Origin of the sequence: Dactylosporangium sp. NPDC005555 (genome assembly GCF_040605635.1) — a bacterium.
Taxonomy (GTDB): domain Bacteria; phylum Actinomycetota; class Actinomycetes; order Mycobacteriales; family Micromonosporaceae; genus Dactylosporangium.
In genome coordinates, this window is the sequence record NZ_JBEXDG010000003.1 from 100,397 (window position 1) to 119,785 (window position 19,389).

A 19,389-nucleotide genomic window follows, 5' to 3' on the forward strand; every position below is an offset into this window, starting at 1 on the left:
CTCCAGGTCAGGCTCGCCACGACGCGGTTCGGGCACGGCCCGCTCGAAGGACCGGCGGCCACCGCTCTGCTCCAGGTCAGGCTCGCCACGACGCGGTTCGGGCACGGCCCGCTCGAAGGACCGGCGGCCACCGCTCTGCTCCAGGTCAGGCTCGCCACGACGCGGGTCCGGCACGGCCCGCTCGAACGACCGGCGGCCGCCGCTCTGCTCCAGGTCAGGCGCAGCACGCTCGAACGACCGGCGACCGCCGCTCTGCTCCAGGTCAGGCTCGCCACGACGCGGGTCCGGCACGGCCCGCTCGAACGACCGGCGGCCGCCGCTCTGCTCCAGGTCGGGTTCGGCTCGGCGGGGGTCGGGCGCGGCTCGGCGGCCGCGGGACGGTGACTCGTCGTCGGCGCGACGGTCGTCGACAGGGGCGCGGTGTCCGCCCGGGGTCGCTTCGCGGGCCGGTGAGTCCCATGGGGACGGCGCACCGCCCGGCACCGCACCCGGGCCGGCCTCGGGCACCGACGCCCGGCCGCTGCCAGGCCCGGACGCGCGACCGGCGACCGGGCCGGCGCCAGGGACCGCCGTGCGAACGGCGTCGGGACCGGTGCCGGGAGCGGAGGTGCGACCAGCGGCAGGGCCTGTGCCGGGGGCCGCCCGGCCGGCCGCGGGACCGGCGCCGGGAACCGACGGGCGACCAGCGGCGGGACCGCCCCCGGGAATCGGGGTGCGGCCGGCCGCGGAATCGCCTCCGGGGACCGGGGTGCGGCCGGCCACGGGGCCGCCCCCGGGAATTGGGGTGCGGCCGGCCGCGGGGCCGCTCCCGGGGACCGGGGTGCGGCCGGTGGCGGGGCCTGGCTCGGGGACCGGCGTACGGCCCGTCGCGGGGGCGGACTCGGGCACGGACGAACGACCGGCACCGGGCACGGACGTGCGGCCGGCGACGGGCCCTGTCTCGGGCGGCGGGCGCCGGCCGGCGACAGGCGCGGCACCGGCGGCGGGCACCCGTCCCGAAGGCGTGGCACCGGGCACGGATCCGGTCGACGGCTCGCGACGCCCCGCCGGCTCGGCCTGAGGCTGCCAGGGACCGGTGTCCGGGGCCGCGCGGCGCCCTGCGTCGGCGGCGGCGCGACGCCCGGCCGGCGGGATCTCGGCAGCCCCACGACGCCCGGCCGGCGGTGCCTCGGGGGCGGCGCGGCGACCGGTGGGCTCGGAGGCCTCGGGGGCGGCACGGCGACCGGGCTGGGAGGTCTCCGGCTGCCACGAAGGTGCGGGCTCCGGGGCGCGTCCCCGGGCGGGTACGCCACCCGACGGCGACTCACGCTCGGCCTCACCACGACCGGCAGCACGCCCCGACGACCACGCCGTCGTCGGATCGGCGGCACCACGACGGCCCGCGGCCGGTACGCCACCGGACGGCGACTCACGCTCAGCCTCACCACGACCGGCAGCACGCCCTGGCGACCGCGCGGTCGTCGGATCGGCGGCGGCGCGGCGGCCCGCGGCGGGTGCGCCGGCCGACGGGGACTCGCGGGGGGCGTGCCAGGGGTCGGCGGGCTGGTCCAGGACGTCGCGGGCGGGCTGGTGGGGTGGGGCAGGGGGTTGCTGGAGGCCGTCCTCGTCGCCCCGGGCGCTGCGGAGTTCGGCGAGCCAGCCGAGGTCCTCGTCGCTCGGGCCTTCTTCGGCCTTGCCGCGGCCGCGCCGCTTCTTGGCCTCGTCTCGACCCGATGTCACCGGTGCCGCTCCTCCACCATGCTGGTCGCGCCGTCGGACGCGGGTCCGGGCGCAGGCTCAATGGTCCCCCGCACGATACGCCGCAGTTTCGGCAATCGTTCCGCCACAGCGCGCTCAGCGCCATGGCCCGTAGGGCGGTAGTACTCCCGGTCGTCGAGTCCTTTCGGGGCGTACCGTTGCTGGACAACGCCTCGCGGGTCGTCGTGGGGGTATTTATACCCTTTGCCGTGCCCGAGGCTGGATGCGCCGCTGTAGTGCGAATCGCGTAAATGCGCGGGGACCGCACCGCCGTGTCCGGCGCGGACGTCGGTCATCGCGGCGCCGATCGCGGCGACCACCGCGTTGGACTTCGGGGCGAGCGCGAGATGGATCACCGCCTGGGCCAGGATGATCTGGACCTCGGGCAGGCCGACGAACTCGACGGCGTGCGCGGCGGCCGTCGCGGTCTGCAGCGCGGTCGGGTCGGCCATGCCGATGTCCTCGCTGGCGTGCACGATCAGGCGACGGGCGATGAACCGCGCGTCCTCCCCCGCGACGATCATGCGGGCGAGGTAGTGCAGGGCGGCGTCGACGTCGGAGCCGCGGATGCTCTTGATGAACGCGCTCACCACGTCGTAGTGCTCGTCGCCGTCCCGGTCGTAGCGCAGCGCGGCCACGTCGAAGGCCTGCTCGGCGGTCTCCAGGTCCACGACGGAGGACCCCTGCGCCAGTGCGGCTCCCGCGGCCGCCTCCAGAGCCGTGAGGGCCTTTCGCACGTCGCCGCTCGCCAGGTGTACCAGATGCGCCTCAGCCTCAGGTGCCAGGCTGATCGCGCCGTCGAGCCCCCGGGCGTCGGTGACGGCGCGGCGCACGAGGGTCCGGACGTCGTCGTCCGTCAGCGGCTGCAACGTCAGGTGCACGCAGCGTGACATGAGCGGCTTGATGACGGAGAAGAACGGGTTCTCGGTGGTGGCGGCGAGCAGCGAGACGGTGCGGTCCTCGACGGCGGCGAGCAGCGAGTCCTGCTGCGTCTTGCTGAAGCGGTGCACCTCGTCGATGAACAGCACGGTCGACGGCCCGCCCCGGCGCCGCTCGCGGCGTGCGACATCGATGACCGCCCGCACGTCCTTGACCCCGGCGTTGAGCGCGGACAGGGCCACGAACCTGCGGTCGGTGGCGGCCGCGGCCAGGTGCGCGACGGTGGTCTTGCCGCAGCCGGGCGGCCCGGACAGGATCACCGACATCGGCGAGTCCCCCGACACGAGCTGCCGCAGCGGCGAGCCGGGCACGAGCAGCCGCTCCTGCCCGACGAGCTCGTCGAGGGTCCGCGGGCGCATCCGCACCGCGAGGGGCGCGTCGGCGGCGACGTCGTCGAACCCGCCGGGGAGCGCGGGGTCTCCGCCACCGCCCGGGGGGTGCACCTCAAACAAGCCGTCCACGGCCCCAGACCCTACAGCTTCCAGCTCCACGACCCTTGCGGGCCGCGGTTTCGTGGGGGGCCGCGCCACCCCACACCCCAGTGCGAACGCTTCGCGTCCGCACGCAAGCTCTGCGTGCGCTGTGAAACCGTTTCGTCAGACGGTGCGCGCGGCGAGGCCGAGCAACTTCCCGGCGGCCGACGAGTCGAGGACCACCCGGGCCGGTCGGGTCAGGCCGCTCGCCGCGATGGTCGACGCGGGCACCCGCGACGGGTCCACGCCGTGCCGGGCGGCGACCCTGACACCGAGGTCGTGCCTGGACAGGGCTTCAGGACCTGCGATGTTGAGCACCCCGGCGTGGTCCGTCGCGGCCAGGGCGACGACAAAAGCGGCGAGGTCGTCGACGGCGATCGGGCAGCGGATCTCGTCGGTGAACAGGGCCCCCGCGGTCACGCCCGAGGCCAGGGCGAGGCAGGTCTGCTCGTGGCGGGACAGCGGACCCCGGCCGCCGGAGACGATCAGGGAGGTCCGCACGATCGCGGCGCCCGGGTCGACGGCGGCGACGGCCTCCTCGGCGGCGGCCTTCGCGGCGCCGTACTCGAAGACCGGCGACGGCGCGTCCGCCTCCGTGTACGGCGTGTCACGCCCGGCGAACACGGCGTCGGAGGAGACGTGCACGAGCCGGGCGCCGGCCGACCGCGCGGCGACCGCGACGTTGGCGGCACCGGCCGCGACGACGGCCCAGAGGTCCTCGGGGGACCCGCCGTTGTTGCCCAGGACGGTTGCCGTGTGGATGACGGTCGCTGGTCGTACCGACGCGAACAATGCCGAAAGGGCGGCCAGGTCCCTGACGTCGGTCCTCGGCGCCGGCACGGCCCCGCACAGGGCGGCGACGGCGCCTCCGAGATACCCGGAGGCGCCGGTCACGAGCACCGTCAAGCCTTCGCCTCTGCCTTCGCCTCGACCTTCGCCTCTGCCTTCGGCTTGCCGTCCACGCCCGCCTCGGCGCGCTGCTGCGCGGTGATCGGGGTCGGCGCGCCGGTCAGCGGGTCGAAGCCGCCGCCGGTCTTCGGGAACGCGATCACCTCACGGATCGAGTCCGCGCCCGCGAGGAGCATGCAGATGCGGTCCCAGCCGAAGGCGATGCCGGCGTGCGGCGGCGGGCCGTACTTGAACGCCTCGAGCAGGAAGCCGAACTTGTCCGCCGCGTCCTCCGCGCCGATGCCGAGGATGTCGAAGACCCTCCGCTGCACGTCGCCGCGGTGGATACGGACCGAGCCGCCGCCGATCTCGTTGCCGTTGCAGACGATGTCGTACGCGTAGGCGAGCGCCTCGCCCGGCGACTCCTCGAACCGGTCGATCCACTCCCGGTTGGGCGAGGTGAACGGGTGGTGCACGGCCGTCCAGCCCTTCGCGCCGCCGCCGGTGCCGCCGGCGTCGGGGTCGGTCGGCTCGAACATGGGCGCGTCGACGACCCAGCAGAACGACCACGCGGACTCGTCGACGAGCTTCGCCCGCTTGGCGATCTCGATGCGGGCCGCGCCGAGCAGCTCCTGCGCCTCGCGCCGCTCGGCGGAGGCGGCGAAGAACACCGCGTCGCCGGGCTTGGCGCCGACGGCGTCGGCGAGGCCGGCCAGGTGCTCCGCGGACAGGTTCTTCGCGACCGGGCCCTTCGGCTCGCCGGTCTCGGCGTCCAGCACCACGTAGGCGAGGCCGCGGGCGCCGCGTGCCTTGGCCCAGTCCTGCCAGCCGTCGAGCTCCTTGCGGGTCTGCGCGGCGCCGCCGGGCATGACGACCGCGCCGACGTAGCCGCCGCCGTCGATCGCGCCGGCGAAGACGCGGAACTCGGTGCCGCGCAGGTGGTCCGTCAGTTCGGTCAGCTCGACGGAGTACCGCAGGTCGGGCTTGTCGGAGCCGTACCGCGCGAGGGCGTCGTGCCAGGTCAGCTTCGGGATCTCGGCGGTGATCTCGTGCCCGGCGAGGTCGGACCACAGGGCACGCACGATCGACTCGCCGAGCTCGATGATGTCGTCCTGGGTCACGAACGACATCTCGATGTCCAGTTGCGTGAACTCCGGCTGCCGGTCGGCCCGGAAGCCTTCGTCGCGGTAGCAGCGGGCGATCTGGTAGTACCGCTCCAGGCCGCCGACCATGAGCAGCTGCTTGAACAGCTGCGGCGACTGCGGCAACGCGTACCAGGTGCCGGGCTGCAGCCGGACCGGGACCAGGAAGTCGCGGGCGCCCTCGGGCGTGGAGCGGGTCAGCGTCGGGGTCTCGACCTCGACGAAGTCACGGTCCGCGAGGAGGTTGCGGGCGATCTGGTTGGCCCGGGAGCGCAGCTTCATCGCCTTGTGCGGGCCGGAGCGGCGCAGGTCGAGGTAGCGGTAGCGGTAGCGGACGTCGTCGCTGGCGGCGTCGCCGTCGTCCACCGGCAGCGGCAGCGGCGCGGCCTCGGACAGCACCTCGAGGGCGGTGGCGACGACCTCGACCGCGCCGGTCGGCAGGTCGGGGTTCTCGTTGCCCTCGGGCCGGGCGCGCACCTCGCCGGTGACGAGCACGCAGTATTCGTTGCGCAGCGCGTGCGCGACCTGCATGTCCTCGCGGAAGACGACCTGGACCACGCCGGAGGCGTCCCGGAGATCCACGAAGATCACGCCGCCGTGGTCGCGCCGGCGGGCCACCCAGCCGGCGAGCGTCACGGTCGTGCCGGCGTCGCCGGCCCGCAGGGCGCCGGACTGATGGGATCGGATCACGGGATTTCTCTCTCCTTCGGGCGTGGGCAGGTCCTAGTACTAGCCCTGGTCATTCTGTCACCGCAGGGTCGGGGCCATGTCCTCGGCCGGGGGTGCCCACCCTTCGGCGTCGACCTGCTCCCCGCTCCTGATGTCCTTCACCTGGTCCGGGTTCTCCCCGTTGGCGGGGAACCAGACGAACGGGATGCCGCGCCGTTCGGCGTGGCGGATCTGCTTGCCGAGTTTCGCCGGCACGGGTGCCACCTCCGTCGCGATCCCGCGCGCCCGCAGCGAGGCGGCGATCCGGTTGCTGACGGCCCGCTCCTCCTCGCTCCACAACGCGACGAGGACCGCGGTGGGCACGGGCCGCGAGACGCCGAGCGCGTCGGCCTTGAACAGCAGGCCCAGCAGGCGGGAGACGCCGATGGAGATGCCGACGCCCGGGAAGACGTCCCGGCCCGCGCTGGCGAGGTTGTCGTACCGCCCACCGGAGCAGATCGAACCGAACCGCTCGAACCCGGCGAGCTCGGTCTCGTAGACGGTGCCGGTGTAGTAGTCGAGGCCGCGGGCGATCTTCAGGGTCGCCTGGACCAGGCCGGGGCTGTGCTCGCGGGCGGTCTCCACGACGGCGGTGAGCTCGGCGACGCCCTCGTCGAGCAGCGGGTGCTCGACGCCGAGCTTGCGGACCTCGTCGGCGAAGGACGCGTCCAGCGCGGTGATCCCGGCGAGCGCGAGACACGCCAAGGCCTGCGCCTCCGTGTGCTTCTGCGCGATTTCGTCCGCAACAGCGTTTGGACCAATTTTGTCCAATTTGTCGACTATTCTGAGAATTTCTTCCGGGTCCTCGATGCCGAGACCCCGGTAGAACCCCTCACACAACTTCCGGTTGTTCACCAGGATCTTGACCGGCGGGATCGGCAGTGACCGCAGCGCGTCGCCGATCACCAGCGGGATCTCGGCCTCGTAGTGGGAGGGCAGCGTGTCACGGTCGACGATGTCGATGTCGGCCTGCAGGAACTCGCGATAGCGGCCTTCCTGCGGCCGCTCCCCCCGCCAGACCTTCTGGATCTGGTACCGGCGGAACGGGAACTGCAGCTTGCCGGCATTCTCAAGGACATACCGCGCGAACGGGACGGTCAGGTCGAAGTGCAGCCCGAGGCTCTGCTCGTCTTCCCCGTCGGCGGCCTGCAGCCGGCGCAGCGTGTAGACCTCCTTGGAGGTCTCGCCCTTGCGCAGCAGCTGGTCGAGGGGCTCGACCGCGCGCGTCTCCAGGGGCGAGAAGCCGTACAGCTCGAAGGTGCGCCGCAGCCTGTCCAGGACCTGCTGCTCGGCGAGGCGCTGCTCGGGGAGCCACTCCGGGAACCCGGACAGCGGCGTGGGACGGGTCATCGGTCGCTACCAGCCTTTGTTCGGGGAGTTCTTCGCTTCGCGGAGGTAGGGGTTGCTGCCGCGTTCCCGGCCGATCGTGGTGCCCGGCCCGTGACCGGGCAGCACCACGAGCTCGTCGGGAAGCGTGAGCACCTTGTCGCGCAGGCTCGCGATCATCTGCGGCATGCTGCCGCCGGGCAGGTCGGTGCGGCCGATCGAGTCCTTGAACAGCACGTCGCCGGTGAAGATCTCCTCGGCGCCGCGGAACATCACGGAGCCGCGGGTGTGGCCCGGCGCGTGGTCGACGACCAGCTCGAGTCCGGCGATCTTGAGCACCAGGCCGTCCTCGAGGGGCGCCACGTCCTCGGGCTCGGTCCAGGTCAGCCTGCCGCCGAACAGCGCGGTAAGGTCGGTGCCGAGCCCCTTCGTCGGGTCGGCGAGCATCTCGTTGTCGTCCGGGTGGATGTATGCCGTGATGCCGCGCGCACCGCAGACCGGCGTGACGGAGAACGTGTGGTCCAGGTGGCCATGGGTGAGCAGGACAGCGGCGGGCTGGAGGCGGTGCTCGGCGAGCACGGCCTCGAGGCGGTCGACGACCCCGATCCCGGGATCGATGACGACGCACTGCTCACCGGGCGCGGGAGCGACCACGTAGCAGTTGGTCCCGAACGCTTCGGCGGGAAAACCGGCGACCAGCAAGACGGCTGTCCTCCCTCTGGATTTGACGGTTTCAGGGTCCGTCGATGTCCTCGCATTGACACCTCAGACCCTATCCGGAGGTCAGGTACAGCGAACCGTGACCGGGCGGCGACCATCATTCCGGTTTCTACCCGTACACTCTGGCGGGCGTGTGACGTGGCACCCAAACGTATTTTCCTGGAGGGGAGCACAGGTGGCTTCCAGTAAGAGCCGGCAACGCGCCTTGGCGCGGGCGAAGACCGAGCGGCAGATCGCCCGTCGGGCGGCATCGGCGAGGCGTCGTCGGCAATGGCAGGCCGGCATCGGCGGGGCGGTGGCACTCACCCTGCTGGTCTTGGCCGTGATCTGGAAGACCGGCGGGTTCGACCCCGAGCCGATCCGCGCTTCCGAGTGCGCCTGGACCCCGATCGACGCCGGCAACGGTGTGACCGACGTGGGCAAGCCGCGGACCAACGATGTCGTTCGCAACGGCGTGAAGACGATGACGGTCGCGCTCGGCCAGGGCACGGTGACGACCAAGCTCGACCCGAGCAAGGCGCCGTGCACCGTGGAGAGTTTCACGTACCTGGCGGGCAAGAAGTTCTTCGACAACACGACCTGCCACCGGATGCTCAACGACTCGCTGCTGCAGTGCGGCGACCCGTCGGGGACCGGCAGCGGCGGCCCGGCGTACCGCTTCCCGGACGAGAACAACCCGCCGCCCGCCGCGGCGCCGTCGTCCTCGGCCTCCGCGGACCCGTCGGCGCAGCCGGACACGAGCGTGCTCTACCCGGCCGGCACCGTCGCGATGGCCAACTCCGGCGCCGACACCAACGGCAGCCAGTTCTTCCTGGTCTTCAAGGACATCAAGCTGCCGCCGAACTACACCGTCTTCGGCACGATCGTCGGCGGCATGGACGTCCTGGCCAAGATCGGCGAGGGTGGCTCCGAGCCCGCGGGCGACGGCAAGCCGAAGACCGAGGCCAAGATCAGCTCGCTGACGGTCACCGACGTCGCGCCGCAGGAGGACCCGACGCCCGCCGCGGCGCCGTCCGTCTCCGCGCCGGCCGCGTCGACCTCCGCCAGCCCGGCGGCCAGCGCTTCCAGCAAGTCGTAACTCCACCCCAATCCCTGCTGAGCAAGGAGTACCAACCGTGACCTCCAACCGGGACCGCCAGCGCGCCGCAGCGCGTGCGCGGCTGGAGCGGGAGATGGCCGACCGCGCCGAGCGTTCAGCCGGCCGCCGGCGCAGGAACACGACGATCGCCGCGACGGCGGGCGGGTTGGTGGTCCTGCTCGGCGTGGCGTGGCTGGTGGTCGTCCTGACCAAGGGCGACGACAAGAACACCACGGCGAGCGCGGACCCGTCCGCCTCGGCCTCGGCGGCCTCGACCAGCTGCACCTGGCTGCCGCTGGTCGACCCGTCCGCGTCGCCCGCCCCGGAGATCCCCAAAGAGGTGAAGGACGTCGGCACCCCGCCCACGTCCGGCGAGCCCCGCACCGGGTCCCAGACCATGACCATGGACACCAGCGTCGGCACCATCAAGATCAAGGTGGACACCGCCAACGCCCCCTGCGCGGCCGCCAGCTTCACGTACCTGGCCAGCAAGAAGTTCTTCGACGGCTCGAAGTGCCACCGCCTGGTGACCCAGAGCATCTACGTGCTGCAGTGCGGCGACCCGTCCGGCACCAGCCTCGGCGGCCCGACGTACCGCTACGCCGAGGAGAACCTGCCGACCGGCCGCCGCCCCGCGTACACCGAGGGCATGGTCGCGATTGCCAAGACCCAGAACCCGGCCAGCAGCGGCAGCCAGTTCTTCATCGTCTACAAGGACATCGAGTCCCTGTCGGCCGACTACACGGTCCTCGGCCGTGTCACCGAGGGCCTCGACCTGGTCAAGAAGGTCGCCGAGGCCGGCACCGTCGCCGACCCGTCGGCCGACCCGGCCGCCGGCGCCTCGGGCGACGGCGCCCCGAAGACCGAGGTCAAAGTCAACGCCCTGACGATGAGCGCCGCGAGCTGACGCTCTGCTCGTAGGCAAGGGCCGCGGCTCACTCCGGTGAGCTGCGGCCCTTTTCTCATGTCCCGAGGCGGTTCGTACGCAGGGGTTCCCCGGTCACGGCTCCGCTTTGCTTCCTGGGAGACTCCCCCGCACTCCCGACTACCCGGTGGATCGCTGTCGTCCTGACCCAGCGATCCACCACGCTGTCGGCGGCGAGCGGCTCCGCGCGGCAGCAGGCGAGCCAGCAGGTCCTGCTGGAGGCCTGCGGTGCGGGAAGGGTGGTCAGGCGCCCGAGGTGACGCGGTAGGCGTCGTAGACACCGTCGATGCGGCGGACCGCGGCCAGGAGATGGTTGAGGTGTTTCGGGTCGGCCATCTCGAAGCTGAACCTGCTGATCGCCACCCTGTCGCGGGTCGTCGTCACGGTGGCGGAGAGGATGTTGACGCGCTCCTCGGAGAGCACACGGGTGACGTCGGCGAGGAGCTTGTGGCGGTCCAGGGCCTCGACCTGGATGGCGACGAGGAACGTGGAGGCGCTGGTGGGCTTCCAGTTGACCTCGAGGACGCGCTCCGGCTGCTCCTTGAGGTCGCCGGCGTTGGCGCAGTCGTCGCGGTGGACGCTGACGCCGCCGGAGCGGGTGACGAAGCCGAAGACGGCGTCGCCGGGGACCGGGGTGCAGCAGCGGGCGAGCTTGATCCAGACGTCGTCGACGCCGAGGACCTCGACGCCGGGGTCGGAGGCGGCGGTGCGGGTGCGGGCCGGGCGGGTCGGGGTGGCGGTCTCGGCGATGTCCTCGACGGCTCCCTCCTCGCCGCCGTAGCCGGCGACGAGGCGCTGGACGATCGACTGGGCCGAGGCCTGGCCGTCGCCGACGGCGGCATACAACGCCGCGACGTCGGCGAGGTGCAGCTCGCGGGCGATCGTCATGAGGGACTCGGAGGTCAGGAGGCGCTGCAGGGGCAGGCCCTGCTTGCGCATGGCCTTGACGATCGCCTCCTTGCCGGCCTCGATCGCCTCCTCGCGGCGCTCCTTGTTGAAATACTGCCGGATCTTGGTGCGGGCCCGGGGGCTCTTGACGAAGCCGAGCCAGTCCTGCGTCGGGCCGGCGGTCTCCGACTTCGAGGTGAAGATCTCGATGACGTCGCCGTTGGACAGCGTGCTCTCGAGAGGGACGAGCTTGCCGTTGACCCGGGCGCCGATGCACTTGTGACCGACCTCGGTGTGCACCGCATACGCGAAGTCGACCGGGGTCGAGCCCGTCGTCAGGGCGATCACGTCGCCCTTCGGGGTGAAGACGTAGACCTCCTGGCTGGACAGGTCGAAGCGCAGCGCGTCGAGGAACTCCGACGGGTCGCTCGCCTCCCGCTGCCAGTCCAGCAGCTGCCGCAGCCACGTCATCTCGTCGATGTGGGCGGGCGGGCCGGCGATCGTGGCGTTCTTCGACTCCTTGTAGCGCCAGTGCGCGGCGATGCCGTATTCGGCGGTGCGGTGCATCGCATAGCTGCGGATCTGCAGCTCGACGGGCTTGCCGGTGGGGCCGATCACGGTGGTGTGCAGCGACTGGTACATGTTGAACTTCGGCATCGCGATGTAGTCCTTGAACCGGCCCGGGACTGGCTGCCAGTTCGCGTGGATGACACCGAGTGCCGCGTAGCAGTCGCGGACCGTGTCGACGAGGATGCGCACGCCGACGAGGTCGTAGATGTCGCCGAAGTCGCGGCCCCGGACGATCATCTTCTGGTAGACGGAGTAGAGGTGCTTCGGCCGGCCGGTGACCTCCGACTTGATCTTCGCCGACTTGAGGTCGGTGGCGACCTTCTGGGTCACGGTGCGCAACAGCGAGTCGCGCTGCGGGGTGTGCTCGGCGATGAGCCGGCTGATCTCGTCGAACCGCTTCGGGAAGAGCGTGCGGAACGCGAGGTCCTCCAGCTCCCACTTGATCGTGTTCATACCGAGGCGGTGCGCGAGCGGCGCCAGGATCTCCAGGGTCTCCTTGGCCTTCTGCTCCTGCTTGGGGCGGGGCAGGAAGGTCAGGGTGCGCATGTTGTGCAGCCGGTCGGCGAGCTTGATGACCAGGACGCGGGGGTCCTTGGCCATGGCGACGACCATCTTGCGGATCGTCTCGGCCTTGGCCGCGTCGCCGAGCTTGACCTTGTCGAGCTTGGTGACGCCGTCGACGAGGAGCGTGACCTCGCCGCCGAAGTCGACCTGGATGCGCTCGATGGTGTATTCGGTGTCCTCGATCGTGTCGTGCAGCAGCGCCGCGACCAGGGTCGTGGTGTCCATGCCCAGGTCGGCGAGAATCGTGGCGACCGCGAGGGGATGCGTGATGTACGGGTCGCCGGACTTACGGTATTGCCCCTTGTGGAAGTGCTCGGCCATGTCATACGCGCGCTGGAGCAGCCGGACGTCGGCCTTCGGGTGGCTGGCCTTGTGCTGCGCGATGAGGGGCTCGAGGACCTCGCTGACCGACGGGCTCTGCCACGGCGCGTTGAACCTGGCCAGGCGCGCCCGGACCCGCCGGCCGGTCGGCGCGGCGCCGACCAGGCCCAGGGCGGTGCCGGCCATCGAGTTGGCCGCCTCGGTCAGGTCCTCGGTGTCCTCACCGAGATCGTCCACGGGCTTGCGCGCCGGCATGGCGGGCTGCGCCGAGGGCTGCGCCGCGGGCTGCGTCCCGGTGTAGCCGGGGTCGGTCGAGCGCCGGTTGTGCACCACGCCGCCGTCGGGGGTCGGGAACTGCAGCACGACACCGCCTGCCTCGGCCGTCTCAGGCTCGGTGCCCTGCGGTGCGTGTTGCTGGTCGTCCTGCACGTGGACCGCCTCCGGTGTCGACGCAGCGCCCATCCGCTTGACCGTACCCCCCTTCGGGGATGCGATGTCGCCGGTCACCGGCCGCTCCTCATCGCCGTCAACGCATGAACCGCAAGCGTACCCGCCCCCACCGACATTCCCAGGCTCCAAAAGGGCGGAACAACCGCCGGAACCCGGGTCAGGAGACGGTCAGCAGGGCATGAACCGGACGTGGCGCGATCCGGGACCGCCCGTCGAGGAAGCCCAGCTCCAGCAGCACGCTGAAGCCGCTGACCCGTCCGCCCGCGCGTTCGACGAGTCCGAGGGCGGCCTCGGCGGTGCCACCGGTCGCCAGCACGTCGTCGACGACGAGGACGCGCTCACCGGCGGCGAAGGCGTCCTCGTGCACCTCCAGGGCGGCCTCGCCGTACTCCAGGGCGTAGCTGGCCGAGACGACCGTGCGGGGCAGCTTGCCGGCCTTGCGCACCGGGACGACGCCCTTGCCGGTGGCGTACGCGACGGCGGCGGCGATCACGAAGCCCCGGGCCTCGATCCCGGCGACCACGTCGAAGCTGTCCGCGCCGTGCTCGGCGATGATCGCGTCGATGACGGCGGCGAACGCCGGCCCGTCGGAGAACAGCGGCATCAGGTCCTTGAACAGGATGCCGGGCTTGGGAAAGTCGGGCACGTCGACGGCCTTGCTCGCGATCAGCTCCGAGATCTCCACCGAACTACCTCCAGGCGAAATGCGGCACGGGCGCCGCTTGCGAAGCGACGCCCGTGCCGGTGAACGGAATTTGGTGAACCTCAGCGCCGGCCGGTGCCGGGCCGGCCGCCCGCCCGCGGGCGCTTCGGCTGCCCGGGACGGTTGCTGGGCCGGGCACCCGGGCGGGGCGCCGCGCCGGCCAGCTCGGAGCGCTCCCCCGACCGGCCGATCTCCACGCCGTCGCTGTCGACGACGGGCGCCTGGGTGGCCTGCTTGGCCAGGGCCGTGCGGCGGTTCGCCACGCGGGCCTCGTGCGCCATCAGCCGCGGCTCGCGGACCTTGAGCTCCGCCAGGACGGGCGTGGCGAAGAAGATCGACGAGTAGACCGCGACGCCCATGCCGATGAAGAGCACCAGGCCGAGGTCCTTCAGCGTGCCGGCGCCGAGGAGACCGGCACCGATGAAGAGCAGACCGCCGACGGGCAGCAGCGCGACCAGACCGGTGTTGATGGAGCGCATCAGGGTCTGGTTGACCGCCAGGTTGGCGGCCTCGCTGTAGGTGCTGTTGTTGTTGCCCGTGATGCCCCGGGTGTTCTCCTGCACCTTGTCGAACACGACGACGACGTCGTACAGCGCGAAACCGAGGATCGTGAGGAAGCCGATGACGGTGGAGGGGGTGACCTCGAAGCCGACGAGCGAGTAGACGCCGCCGGTGAGCACGAGGTCGAGCAGCAGCGACGCGATCGCCGCGACCGCCATCCGCCACTCGAAGCGGAACACCAGGTAGGCCGTCACCAGCGCCAGGAAGATCACCAGGCTCAGGAGGGCCTTGTTGGTGACCTGACCGCCCCAGGAGGTGCTGACGGCGCTGTCGCTGATCTGGGCCGGGTCGATGTTGAAGGTGTCGGCCACCTTCTCCTTGATCTCGGTCTGCCGGGCCGCGTCGGTGATCAGCTCGGTCTTGATGACGTACTGCTTGTCACCGACCGTCTGGCCCGTCTTGACCTCGACACCGGCGTCGCCGAACGCCTTCTCGACCGAGTCCAGCGTGCCGACGCTCACCGGCACGTTGTACTGGTTGCCACCCTCGAACTCGATGCCGAGCGTGAAGCCCTTGAACACCATGCTGCCGATCGCGATCAGCAGGGCGATCCCGGCGACCATGAACCAGAGCCGCCGGCGGCCGACGACGTTGACGTTGGCTTCACCACGGTAGAGCCGGGCTGCGATGCCACCTTTGCCACTCATCGTCAGACCTCCTTCGGGCGGTTACGACGGGGGGCGGAGGACGCCACACCGGTGCCTGGACGCTGCTGGTCGGCGACGATCCGGCCGAGGCCGGAGACCCTCGGCGACAAGAACGCTTTGCTGCGCGCGAACAACGTCATGATCGGATGGCGGAACAGGAAGACGACGACCAGGTCGAGGATGGTCGCGACGCCCAGGGCGAACGCGAAGCCCTTGACCGAGCCGATGGAGAAGAAGTACAGCACCGCGGCGGCGAGCAGGGTGATCGCGTTGGCGGAGATGATCGTGCGGCGGGCCCGGACCCATGCGCGCGGCACCGCGCTGCGCGGGCTGCGGCCTTCCCGGATCTCGTCCTTGAGCCGTTCGAAGTAGATGACGAACGAGTCGGCGGCGACGCCCAGCGACACGATGAAGCCGGCGAAACCGGCGAGCGTCAGGGTGAAGCCCATGGTCCGGCCGAGGACGATCAGGGCCATGTAGACCATCGCGCCGGACAGCACGAGGCTGAGCGTGATGACGAGGCCGAGGAGCCGGTAGTAGAAGAACGAGTAGAGCACGACCAGCAGCAGGCCGATGCCGGCGGCGAGGACGCCCGCCTCCAGGTGCGAGCTGCCCAGGGTGGCGGAGATGCTCTGCGCGTCCTGCGGGATGAAGGACAGCGGGAGCGCGCCGTACTGCAGCTGGTTGGCGAGCAGCTCGGTGTCACGCTTGGTGAACTGGCCCGTGATCCGCGCGTCGCCGGGGATGACGCTCTCGATGACCGGCGCGGAGACGACCGTGTTGTCCAGCACGACGGCGACCTGCTTGCTGTCGGTGCCGTTGTTGTAGGCCTCGCGGGTCAGGTCCGTCCACCGGTCCTGGCCGCCGCTCTTGAAGGAGATCGTGACGATCCACTTGCCGTTGGTCGAGTCGATCGACGAGTCGGCCTTCGACACGTCGGTGCCGAGCACCTTGGCGACGTCGAGGTTGTACTTGACGCCGGGCTGGCACGCGACGGCGGGCTGGTCCTCCTTGCGGATCGAGCCGACCGGGCGCTTGTCGAGCTGGGCGCACGTGATGAACGGGATGTTGAACTGGATCGACGGCGGCAGGACCGCGACCTCTTCGGGCGTCAGCGTCTTGAACGGCGCGTAGAGCTGGGCCTTGGCCGGGTCGGCGGACAGGTCGACCGGCGCGGTCTCGGCCGCGGCGGCCGCCAGGACCGAGTCGCCGAGCTTCTTCTGCACCTCGGCGCGCAGCTGCGCGACGTCCGCCGCCACGGGGGCCGCGGATGAGGCGGAACCCGACGCGGACGGCGCGGCGGAGGACGCCGGAGCCGAGGACGCGGGCGCTGAGGCGGAGGCCGACGTGGACGGCTTCGCGCTGGAGGACGCCGACCCCGACGCCGAGGGCGAGGCGGGCGCGGACCCGGACGCCGAGGGCGACGCGGACGCCGACGGCTTGGTGTCGCCGATGTCCTGGGTCTGCCCGAGCACCGTGCGGAAGCGCAGCTCGGCGGTCTGGCCGATCTGCTTCAGCCGGTCGTCGCTCTTGCCGGGCAGGGAGACGACGATGTTGGTGTCGCCCTCGATCAGCACCTCGGCCTCAGAGACACCGAGGCCGTTGACCCGGTTGTCGATGATGTCCTTGGCCGTGTTCATCTGCTCTTTTGTGGGCGGCTTGCCGGTGTCGGTCTTCGCCTGCAGCGTGACCGTGGTCCCGCCGATGAGGTCGAGGCCGAGGTTCGGCTCAAGCCGGTCGCGCCAGCCGCCGTCACCGCCGAACCACACCCAGATGGCGAGCAGAACGAAGATGGTGCCGAGCACACCGAGCTGACGGCCCGGGTGCATCGGTGCCTGAGGTTGTGCCACGGCTGTCGGGTCTCCCTGCACTAGCGCCGGCGGGGTGCGCGGCGTGCTTGTTCGTGGTGGCGGTCAGTCGATCGACTTGGGTGTGGCCCCGGGCGCCGGTTCCTCGTCCGCCGTCTCGGTGACCTCGTCGTCGACGGCGTCGTCGCTGACGGCCTTCTGGTTCACCTTGCCGATCGCAGCCTTGGCGTATCTGGCGGTGACGCCGGGCGCGATCTCCAGCAGGACACTCTCGTCGTCGATCCCACGGATCGTGCCATACAGGCCACCCACCGTGATGATCTCGTCGCCGATGTCCATCGTGGACTGCATGTTCTGGACTTCCCGGCGGCGCTTCTGCTGGGGGCGGATCATCATGAAGTAGATCAGGACGAAGACCCCGACGATCAGCAGCAAACTTGACAAGCCGCCGCCCCCTGAACCCTGCGCCTCGGCGAACAGCACGATCATGCCTTCCGGTCGGCTCGGAACCCAGTTGCCTGGGCGGCCCGAGCGAAGTATGAAGTCCGCGCGGCGGACCGCGGCGAGTCTAGTCGGTGTGTCGGAAGACACGCAGACCGGCATCTATCACGGTCCGATCACGACAGCTTGGGACGCTACGGCTCCAAGCTGAAAAGATCGGGCATTTGCGGCGATAGTCCCCCTGCGTGGGTCCCGCCACCGACGGTACCAGCGGGGACTGGGAGACCGAGATGGCGCCAGGCACTCGGCGTGGCCACCCGCCCACGCGGTGTGCGGGCGAGCAGACCCGTCCGCAGCAGGAAAGGTTCACAGACCTCTTCGACGGTGTCGGGTTGCTCACCGACGGCGACGGCGATGGTCGACAGCCCTACCGGTCCCCCGCCCTGGCGGATCAGCGCGCGCAGCACCGCCCGGTCCAGCCGGTCCAGACCGAGCTCGTCGACGTCGTAGACGGCGAGGGCGGCCTTCGCGGCGGCCAGGTCGACCACGCCGGTGCCCCGCACCTCGGCGTAGTCGCGGACGCGGCGCAGCAGCCGGTTGGCGATGCGTGGTGTGCCGCGGGAGCGCCGCCCGATCTCGACGGAGCCCTCGTCGGTGATCGGCACGTCCAGGATCCGCGCGGACCGGGCGATGATCAGCTCCAGCTCGTCCGGGTCGTAGAACTCCAGCTGGCCGACGAACCCGAAGCGGTCCCGCATCGGGCCGGTGAGCAGACCGCTGCGGGTCGTCGCGCCGACCAGCGTGAAGGGCTCCACGTCGAGCGGGATCGCGGTCGCCCCGGGGCCCTTGCCGACGACGACGTCGACGCGGAAGTCCTCCATGGCGCTGTACAGCAGCTCCTCGGCGGGCTTCGCGATGCGGTGGATCTCGTCGATGAACAGCACGTCGCCCTCGGACAGGCTGGTCAGCACCGCGGCGAGGTCGCCGGCGCGCTCGATCGCCGGGCCGCTGGTCATCCGCAGGCCGGCGGACAGCTCCGCGGCGACGATCATCGCGAGGGTCGTCTTGCCGAGCCCCGGCGGGCCGGACAGCAGGATGTGGTCCGGCGGGCTGCCGCGCCGCAGGGCGCTCTGCAGCAGCAGGTCGAGCTGCTCCCGGACCCGGTGCTGGCCGATCAGCTCGGCGAGCCGCTTCGGCCGGACGCTCTGCTCGGCGGCCCGGTCGTCCTCCCCGGCATAGGCACTGACGAGAGGGTCGGTCACCGGATGGTGCCCAGCATGCGGATCGCCTGCTTCAGCAGCACCGGCACCGGCGGGACGGTGCCCCCGTCGAGCTGCTCGGCGACGGCGGCGACGGCCTGGTCGGCCTGCCCGGCGGTCCAGCCGAGGCCGGTGAGCGCCTGGCGGACCTGCTCGGCCCACGCCGCGCCGGCGCCGACCCCGACGAGCGCCGCGCCGTCGCCGGGCAGCGCGCCGATCTTGTCGCGCAGCTCCAGGACGAGCCGCTCCGCGCCCTTCTTGCCGATGCCCGGCACCCGGGTCAGCGTCGACGTGTCGTTGCCGGCGATCGCCCGGCGCACGACCTCGGGGGTGTGCACGGCGAGGACCGCCTGGGCGAGGCGCGGCCCGACCCCGGACGCGGTCTGCAGCAGCTCGAACAGCTGCTTGGCCTCGTCGTCGGCGAAGCCGTACAGGGTCAGCGAGTCCTCGCGCACGATCAGCGACGTGGCGAGCCGCGCCTCCTGCCCGACCCGCAGGTCGGCGAGCACGTGCGGCGAGCACTGCACGGCGAGGCCGACCCCGCCCACCTCGATCACGGCCCCGTCCGGCGACACGGCGGCGACCCGCCCCCGCACACTCGCGATCATCGTGCTCTCCTCAGCGCCGCCTGGATGCGGTCCCTGGTGCCGCCCCTCCAGACATGACAGATTGCCAGAGCGAGGGCGTCGGCGGCATCGGCGGGGCGGGGCGCGACCGTCAGCCGCAGCAGCCGGGTGACCATCGCCGTCACCTGCGCCTTGTCGGCGGAGCCGTTGCCGCTCACGGCGGCCTTGACCTCGCTCGGCGTGTAGGTCTGCACCGGCAGGCCGGCCCGCGCGGCGACCAGGATCGCGACGGCGCCCGCCTGGGCGGTGCCCATGACGGTGCGGACGTTGTGCTGGCTGAAGACCCGCTCCACGGCGACCGACTCGGGACGGTGCTCGGCGACGAGGGCGGTCAGCCGCTCGTCGAGGTTGAGCAGCCGGTGCGCCAGGTCCGTGTCCGGGTCGCTGGTGACGACCTCGTAGTGCACGAGCTTGCACGGCTTGCCGGGCACGCCCTCGACCACGCCGACCCCGCACCGGGTCAGCCCCGGGTCGACCCCCAGCACGCGCACCGTGACCCCCTCAGACCCCCTCATACGTGTGTTCGACACAGTAGCCGACGCCACATCGGTCCCGGCGACGCGACACACACACCGAGTGCGGCGAAGGTATGTGGGCGGCCCCCATGGGACCCAC

16 protein-coding genes are annotated in these 19,389 nt (G+C 71.6%); 3 read left to right on the forward strand and 13 right to left on the reverse strand.

Annotation, left to right across the window (positions count from 1 at the left end; all coding sequences use genetic code 11):
- The coding region (locus tag ABZS58_RS04775; protein WP_354777616.1) for a hypothetical protein at positions 1-384 on the forward strand (384 nt) is incomplete at its 5' end.
- 1,331 nt (positions 385-1,715) lie between these two features.
- Here ABZS58_RS04775 and ABZS58_RS04780 read toward each other — a convergent pair.
- The 5 genes from ABZS58_RS04780 to ABZS58_RS04800 form a co-directional block, all read right to left on the reverse strand.
- The gene (locus tag ABZS58_RS04780; protein ID WP_354777618.1) at positions 1,716-3,137 is read right to left on the reverse strand and encodes a replication-associated recombination protein A; all 1,422 of its coding nucleotides are present in this window, start codon (positions 3,135-3,137) and stop codon (positions 1,716-1,718) included.
- Positions 3,138-3,272: 135 nt separating this feature from the next.
- Positions 3,273-4,049 (reverse strand): sugar nucleotide-binding protein, encoded by a 777-nt coding sequence (locus ABZS58_RS04785; protein ID WP_354778038.1) that lies wholly within the window; start codon positions 4,047-4,049, stop codon positions 3,273-3,275.
- A 2-nt stretch (positions 4,050-4,051) separates the two neighbouring features.
- Complete coding sequence (aspS, locus tag ABZS58_RS04790; protein WP_354777620.1) at positions 4,052-5,869, reverse strand: aspartate--tRNA ligase; 1,818 nt, start codon at positions 5,867-5,869, stop codon at positions 4,052-4,054.
- A gap of 57 nt (positions 5,870-5,926) precedes the next feature.
- The gene (gene hisS, locus ABZS58_RS04795; RefSeq protein WP_354777621.1) at positions 5,927-7,237 is read right to left on the reverse strand and encodes a histidine--tRNA ligase; all 1,311 of its coding nucleotides are present in this window, start codon (positions 7,235-7,237) and stop codon (positions 5,927-5,929) included.
- 6 nt (positions 7,238-7,243) lie between these two features.
- The gene (locus ABZS58_RS04800) at positions 7,244-7,915 is read right to left on the reverse strand and encodes an MBL fold metallo-hydrolase (RefSeq protein ID WP_354777623.1); all 672 of its coding nucleotides are present in this window, start codon (positions 7,913-7,915) and stop codon (positions 7,244-7,246) included.
- Between the two features lie 193 nt (positions 7,916-8,108).
- On the opposite strand from ABZS58_RS04800, the gene ABZS58_RS04805 reads away from it, so the two are divergent.
- Positions 8,109-9,011 (forward strand): peptidylprolyl isomerase, encoded by a 903-nt coding sequence (locus ABZS58_RS04805; protein ID WP_354777625.1) that lies wholly within the window; start codon positions 8,109-8,111, stop codon positions 9,009-9,011.
- Positions 9,012-9,048: 37 nt separating this feature from the next.
- Positions 9,049-9,918, forward strand: a complete 870-nt coding sequence (locus tag ABZS58_RS04810) for a peptidylprolyl isomerase (RefSeq protein WP_354777627.1) — start codon at positions 9,049-9,051, stop codon at positions 9,916-9,918.
- 261 nt (positions 9,919-10,179) lie between these two features.
- On the opposite strand, the gene ABZS58_RS04815 is transcribed toward ABZS58_RS04810, so the two are convergent.
- The 8 genes from ABZS58_RS04815 to ruvC form a co-directional block, all read right to left on the reverse strand.
- Positions 10,180-12,741, reverse strand: coding sequence for a bifunctional (p)ppGpp synthetase/guanosine-3',5'-bis(diphosphate) 3'-pyrophosphohydrolase (locus ABZS58_RS04815; RefSeq protein ID WP_354777629.1), 2,562 nt, complete (start codon positions 12,739-12,741; stop codon positions 10,180-10,182).
- Positions 12,742-12,886: 145 nt separating this feature from the next.
- Positions 12,887-13,414, reverse strand: coding sequence for an adenine phosphoribosyltransferase (locus ABZS58_RS04820; RefSeq protein WP_354777631.1), 528 nt, complete (start codon positions 13,412-13,414; stop codon positions 12,887-12,889).
- An 80-nt stretch (positions 13,415-13,494) separates the two neighbouring features.
- Positions 13,495-14,640: a protein translocase subunit SecF gene (secF, locus tag ABZS58_RS04825; RefSeq protein ID WP_354777633.1), complete on the reverse strand. Its 1,146-nt coding sequence runs from the start codon at positions 14,638-14,640 to the stop codon at positions 13,495-13,497.
- Between the two features lie 2 nt (positions 14,641-14,642).
- Positions 14,643-16,490 carry a protein translocase subunit SecD gene (gene secD, locus ABZS58_RS04830; RefSeq protein WP_354777635.1) on the reverse strand — a complete coding sequence of 616 codons (1,848 nt, stop codon included), beginning with the start codon at positions 16,488-16,490 and terminating at the stop codon, positions 14,643-14,645.
- A 63-nt stretch (positions 16,491-16,553) separates the two neighbouring features.
- Entirely contained in the window at positions 16,554-16,931 is a 378-nt protein-coding gene (gene yajC, locus ABZS58_RS04835) for a preprotein translocase subunit YajC (RefSeq protein WP_354777637.1), read from the reverse strand.
- Between the two features lie 152 nt (positions 16,932-17,083).
- Positions 17,084-18,151 (reverse strand): Holliday junction branch migration DNA helicase RuvB, encoded by a 1,068-nt coding sequence (gene ruvB / locus ABZS58_RS04840; protein ID WP_354777639.1) that lies wholly within the window; start codon positions 18,149-18,151, stop codon positions 17,084-17,086.
- Entirely contained in the window at positions 18,148-18,756 is a 609-nt protein-coding gene (gene ruvA / locus ABZS58_RS04845) for a Holliday junction branch migration protein RuvA (protein ID WP_354777641.1), read from the reverse strand. Before ruvA ends, ruvB begins: the two co-directional genes overlap by 4 nt.
- Positions 18,753-19,265, reverse strand: a complete 513-nt coding sequence (gene ruvC / locus ABZS58_RS04850; RefSeq protein ID WP_354777643.1) for a crossover junction endodeoxyribonuclease RuvC — start codon at positions 19,263-19,265, stop codon at positions 18,753-18,755. The genes ruvA and ruvC overlap by 4 nt, the downstream gene beginning before the upstream one ends.
- Positions 19,266-19,389 lie beyond the last annotated feature (124 nt).